Below are 4,765 nucleotides of genomic sequence, written 5' to 3'. Positions count from 1 at the left end.
ATAGGAAAACTGACGCGTGCTGGAGTTTGTTCTGCTTTTTATACGGAGGTCAGTAGGCTGTCCCTGTGTTGATTATAGCTTGTGGTAAGTTCCTCGGGGGTGCTGTAGCTGTGGGACTTATGGAGGCGGGTTTTGTTCCATCAGTGATCCCAGTTCAGGATGGCCCATTCAACTCCGGTGCGTGAGTGCTAGGCATGGGAATAGATAAGCTCGGTCCTGTACCAGCCATTGACTGTCTCAGCCAAGGCGTTATCATAACTATCGCCCACCGTTCCGGTAGAAGACTTGATTCCGTAATCAGCGAGTTCCTCACTGTATTTAATGCTCATGTATCGCGAACCGTGATCGGAATGGTGAACAAGACCAGCGGAACCCTTGGCGTTCATGATTGCTTGCTCAAGCGCTTCTAAATGACTGCTCGAACCAGGCGACGCAATGACCCAACTGATATACTGAAGCGTCCCAGGTTGCCCGGGGTTTTGTGGGTCTGGGTGTGTGGATGTTTTGGTGGCAGAGACAGGGCAGTTTGTTAGTGGATGCTTATTTGGAAGACCTAGTACACCCCTTTTATTTGTGTAGATATTTCAAGGTACATCGCGTCGTGCTGAAACAGATTTGGACAACGCAACGTCCGGCGCAAAAGACATAGTGAGGGTGGTAGGTGTTATGGTCAGACCACCGCCCTAGCCGGACCCGCTTCTTTTTCCTGACCCAAGGTGCTTTGAAACGGTTAAACTTCGCGACTCAGCTGTACCCTAACGCTTTTGAGATGTCTTTGAAAAGTGTCACCTTATCGATTTGCAGCGCGATGGCCAGCTGGCAAAGGGTTTCTATCGAGGGGAGATTTTTCCCGTTTTCCAGGTTGGCAAGTGATTTTTCTGAGATCCATCCTTTGGGCAGGAGATTAAGTTGCTCAACTCTCTCTATAAAGCCCTTACGAGATCGGGGGAAATCAGTGAGATCCGCCCGGTAGTTGTAAAGGATTCTCCCGACATTTGTCAGGACATTCGATTCTTCATTTCTCCCCACCATTTCAACAAAAAGCCCCTTCCGTCCTGTTCTGGAATCATTCATATGGAACCATGGTTCCAAATGTACTTGAATAGGATTATGCTCCCTAGTATAGTTTAAGTAGACAGAGCAAATCGCCCTCGTCGAGCCGGCAGATGAACGACGGCTTTCGTAATCGAGAAGAGAGGAAAAATCATGATTACGACAAATAATAACAATATTAACCGCAGCTTTCCGATCCGGACGGCAGCGGTTCGAACGATCAAATCCCCTGTAGAGGATACAGATATCACCAGGTACATTGCCTTGGTTAATCTACGCGACGTGCCTGAAGGCCTGCCCACGGAGGTAAATCCCCGCGAAACTAATATGCGGACGGCTACTGCGAGAAAGTTGCTTGAAAGTGTAGAGAGCAGTGATCCGAACTTCGATGTCTATAACCGCGGCATGGTGATGATCGCGAGCGGTGTCAGGTTTGATAACACCCAGTCAATTTTGACTGTAGAGTTTGACTCTGACAATTCACGTTTCGGACTACTCGATGGTGGACACACCTACCGGGCTATTCTGGAGCGCCGTGATGGAATTCCTGATGACGTCAACAAATTTGTCATGATGGAGATCTTGGTTGGAAACGATCTGAGTGTTGCAGACATTTCGGATGCCCGCAATACTTCGGTTCAAGTTAGCGATATCGCCTTGTATAACCTCGAAAATCACCTCAACCCAATAAAGAACGCTATAGAGAAATGTGATTTTGCGAAAAAGGTTGCCTATAAAGACAATGAAGACAAGGACATCTCTGTCTCTGATCTGTTGAAACTCATGTTTACTTTCAACATCAAAAAGTACCCGGATAACAACAGTTTTCCGATTTCAGCGTATTCGGGGAAGGCTATGGTTTTCAAGGATTACAAGGCTGAATACGATGCGTACGGCGATTCGGATCAGAACATTTACATGAGCTTGTCCCTGTTACTTCCCGAGTTGGTGAAACTCTATGAAGCGATTCAAGTGGATATGCCTAAGTTTTATTCTAAAAATCACAACGGAAAAGCTCGTTTCGGAGGGATTCGAGGTATCGAAAGCAAAGGGAATCCTAAGACAGATTTCAACTTTCTTCCTGCTGGATACAAGATTCCGGCCGGGTATCTCATGCCTGTATTCGGGGCATTTCGGGCTTTGCTCGTCAATAAGGCTGCGGAAGGAGAGCCTTATCAGCTCGATTGGGCGTTTTCTCCCTTGGATTATTGGCAAAAAATGGGTCAATCCCTGGTGAAAACCCTGTTCAATTACGGGACATTCCCCAATAACACTGGTAAAAACACCAGTGCTTGGGAGGCTTTGTACCAAGCGGTGAAGAACCAGATGCTTGACGATCAAAAGCAAATGACTGAGGAAGACAAGCTGAAACTGGCAGACCAAAATCGTGAGCTTGAGGATCAGATCCAGAAACTGCAGGCTCGCGTGAAGGAGCTGGAAGGCTAGATCAAATTCACAGGTTTCCCCAGTGGGCGGCGGTTTTCTTCTCAGAAGAGAGCTACCGCCCACGTCTCTATTCGGAGGTGGCGTGATGCAAGGGCGACTGGTTGTCAATACCTTTCCCCTTTGATGAGGTGTTGGCTTGTCTCGGTTGGATGATTTGCTCGAGATTGCCCGTGCGCGTAGTGTCGGCACAACCTCGGCATCAGTCTCTGCCAGAATCTTCTATCCTCTTGAGTCCGGCCGACTCGATCGTCCCCAGCTTTCTGCGCAGCTCAACCGGGATAGACTGCTAGCAATATCTAGATATACATGTTCGTGATATTGCTAATCGCCATCGGGTCGGGTACCATTACGGTAGGTCATGTTTCACAAGCGGGGGTGGGTGATGCAGCGTTTTATCGGGCGTGTCCGCGAGCGGGAAGCATTGGAGCGGGCTTGGGCTAGCAACCGGTTCGAGTTCACCGTGGTCTACGGGCGACGCCGAGTCGGGAAAACTCGGTTAATCAGGGAATACATCGCTGACAAGCCGGCTGTGTATTTTATGGCTTTAGAGGCTGACGGAGCGACAAACTTGGCTGGTATTTCCCGCGTGTTTTCCCAGTTCCAGGCCTCGACCGGGACAGGGTTGGCAGAGTCGCGGGCGCGGCATGCTTCTTTTGAGGACCTGTTTGCTGACATGGCGGATGTGGCTCTCCGGACGCCGTTTGTGCTGGTTATTGACGAGTTTCCGTACTTGGCGGCGAGCTGGCCGCCGATTTCTTCGTTGTTGCAACAGTTCTGCGATTCGAGGTGGGCTGCGACTGGGCTGCACTTGATTCTGTGCGGGTCGTCAATGAGTTTCATGGAACGTCAAGTACTTTCCGCGAAAAGCCCCCTGTATGGGCGACGTACCGGTCAGATACGTTTGCGACCTTTCGATTTTGTGGATACCGAGGATTTTCTCTCTCCGATGTCCCGCGCGGACGCCGCAATACTGTATGCCGCGACGGGTGGAGTGGCGGAATACCTGGACTTCATCGACACCGGTCAGAGCGTTACCCGCAACCTAGCCAAACTGTTCTTTGACCCCAGCGGCAGGCTGGTGGAAGAACCAGGCAACCTGCTGAAACAGGAGCTGCGCGAGCCGAAACGATACAGCTCTATTCTGCGCGCGATTGCTGACGGAGCCTCAAAGCATAACCAGATTGCAACGAAAACCGGGATTCCTACCGGGGCTCTGACCAACTACCTGGATGCCCTGATAGACCTGGGGATTGTGAGCAAACAAAATCCCTGGAATGTGGCGATGAAAACGGGCGGGCGACAAACCATTTACCGAATCCAAGATGGTTGTTTCCGATTCTGGTATCGATTCGTCCAGCCCAACCTGTCGACAATAGAGCTGGGTGCGGGGTCAGCAGCCCTGGAGGTCAACGTTGTCCCTGAACTCAACAGTTTCATGGGGCTGGGGTTCGAGAGGATTGTCGCGGACCTTTTTGACCGGGACAACGCCGCCGGGAAACTGCCCGAGCTGTACCAAAATCGTGCCCGCTGGTGGGGCAACGACCCGAAAACACGGCAATCCGAAGAAATCGACCTGGTCGCTGGTGGCACCAAAACGACCCTGTTCATCGAAGCGAAATGGGTCGGTCAACCCGTCGGTATCGACGTCCTGAAAACCTTGGAAAACCGCAGCCAACTGGTCAAACACCACGGAACGCCCCGCTACGCAATCTACGCCAAGTCAGGATTCACCCCGGAACTGACCCGCAACGCGACAGCCCGCGCGGATGTGAACCTGCACAGTTTCCTAGAAAAATAGCCGCAAACCCGCCACGGCTGTCGGGCATTCACAGTCTAAGGATGCTAGCTCATTCATACACACACTCACAAACGCGTGTCGTTACTCCATCATGAACCGAGCACACGGCGCCGATTGCGTTTGATTAAAACCCATCCCGGACTCCGTGCCCGGCTGCGCCAAATTACCTAACAGAATCCCGCCGTTTTACCTAACGAAACCACGTCATTTACCCTAATCCAAGCGTAAATCGCCTTGTTTCCGAGAAAAAGTCGCAGAGCGGCATGAGGCAAGAATACTAACAACTATTAGTAAAAGAATCCCGACCCAAGCAACTACACATAATGGGGCGCTGATTTTACGGTCTGGTCGGGTGGATTTTTCGGTGTTTGGGGGTTTATAAGGTGGTTTTTGGGTTGTAGCTGCCATTATTGGCAGCTACAACCCAAAAACCACTAGTTAGCCACACCCCTGCCGGGTTGAAGCGTA

3 protein-coding genes and 1 pseudogene are annotated in these 4,765 nt (G+C 50.8%); 2 read left to right on the top strand and 2 right to left on the bottom strand.

Going from position 1 to position 4,765, the window contains the following annotated elements:
• Positions 1-200 precede the first annotated feature (200 nt).
• Positions 201-410, bottom strand: a pseudogene (locus HMPREF0576_RS09570) (IS3 family transposase); the annotation flags it as partial.
• A 334-nt stretch (positions 411-744) separates the two neighbouring features.
• On the bottom strand, positions 745-1,074 hold the full coding sequence (locus tag HMPREF0576_RS05725; RefSeq protein ID WP_004011082.1) for a helix-turn-helix domain-containing protein: 330 nt from the start codon (positions 1,072-1,074) through the stop codon (positions 745-747).
• A gap of 132 nt (positions 1,075-1,206) precedes the next feature.
• Here HMPREF0576_RS05725 and HMPREF0576_RS05720 point away from each other — a divergent pair, with 132 nt between their 5' ends.
• On the top strand, positions 1,207-2,499 hold the full coding sequence (locus tag HMPREF0576_RS05720) for an AIPR family protein (protein WP_004011081.1): 1,293 nt from the start codon (positions 1,207-1,209) through the stop codon (positions 2,497-2,499).
• 382 nt (positions 2,500-2,881) lie between these two features.
• Positions 2,882-4,297, top strand: a complete 1,416-nt coding sequence (locus HMPREF0576_RS05715; RefSeq protein ID WP_036324573.1) for an ATP-binding protein — start codon at positions 2,882-2,884, stop codon at positions 4,295-4,297.
• Positions 4,298-4,765 lie beyond the last annotated feature (468 nt).

Origin of the sequence: Mobiluncus holmesii ATCC 35242, from assembly GCF_000185445.1 — a bacterium.
In the GTDB taxonomy this organism is placed as follows: domain Bacteria; phylum Actinomycetota; class Actinomycetes; order Actinomycetales; family Actinomycetaceae; genus Mobiluncus; species Mobiluncus curtisii.
The sequence above is the reverse complement of the archived record's forward strand: the minus strand, read 5'-3'. Positions and strand labels throughout refer to the sequence as shown.

Excerpts from the sequence above, each read along its gene's own strand:
- HMPREF0576_RS05725 (WP_004011082.1), bottom strand. The coding sequence starts at position 1,074 with ATGAATGATTCCAGAACAGGACGGAAGGGGCTTTTTGTTGAAATGGTG.
- HMPREF0576_RS05720 (WP_004011081.1), top strand. The coding sequence starts at position 1,207 with ATGATTACGACAAATAATAACAATATTAACCGCAGCTTTCCGATCCGG.
- HMPREF0576_RS05715 (WP_036324573.1), top strand. The coding sequence starts at position 2,882 with ATGCAGCGTTTTATCGGGCGTGTCCGCGAGCGGGAAGCATTGGAGCGG.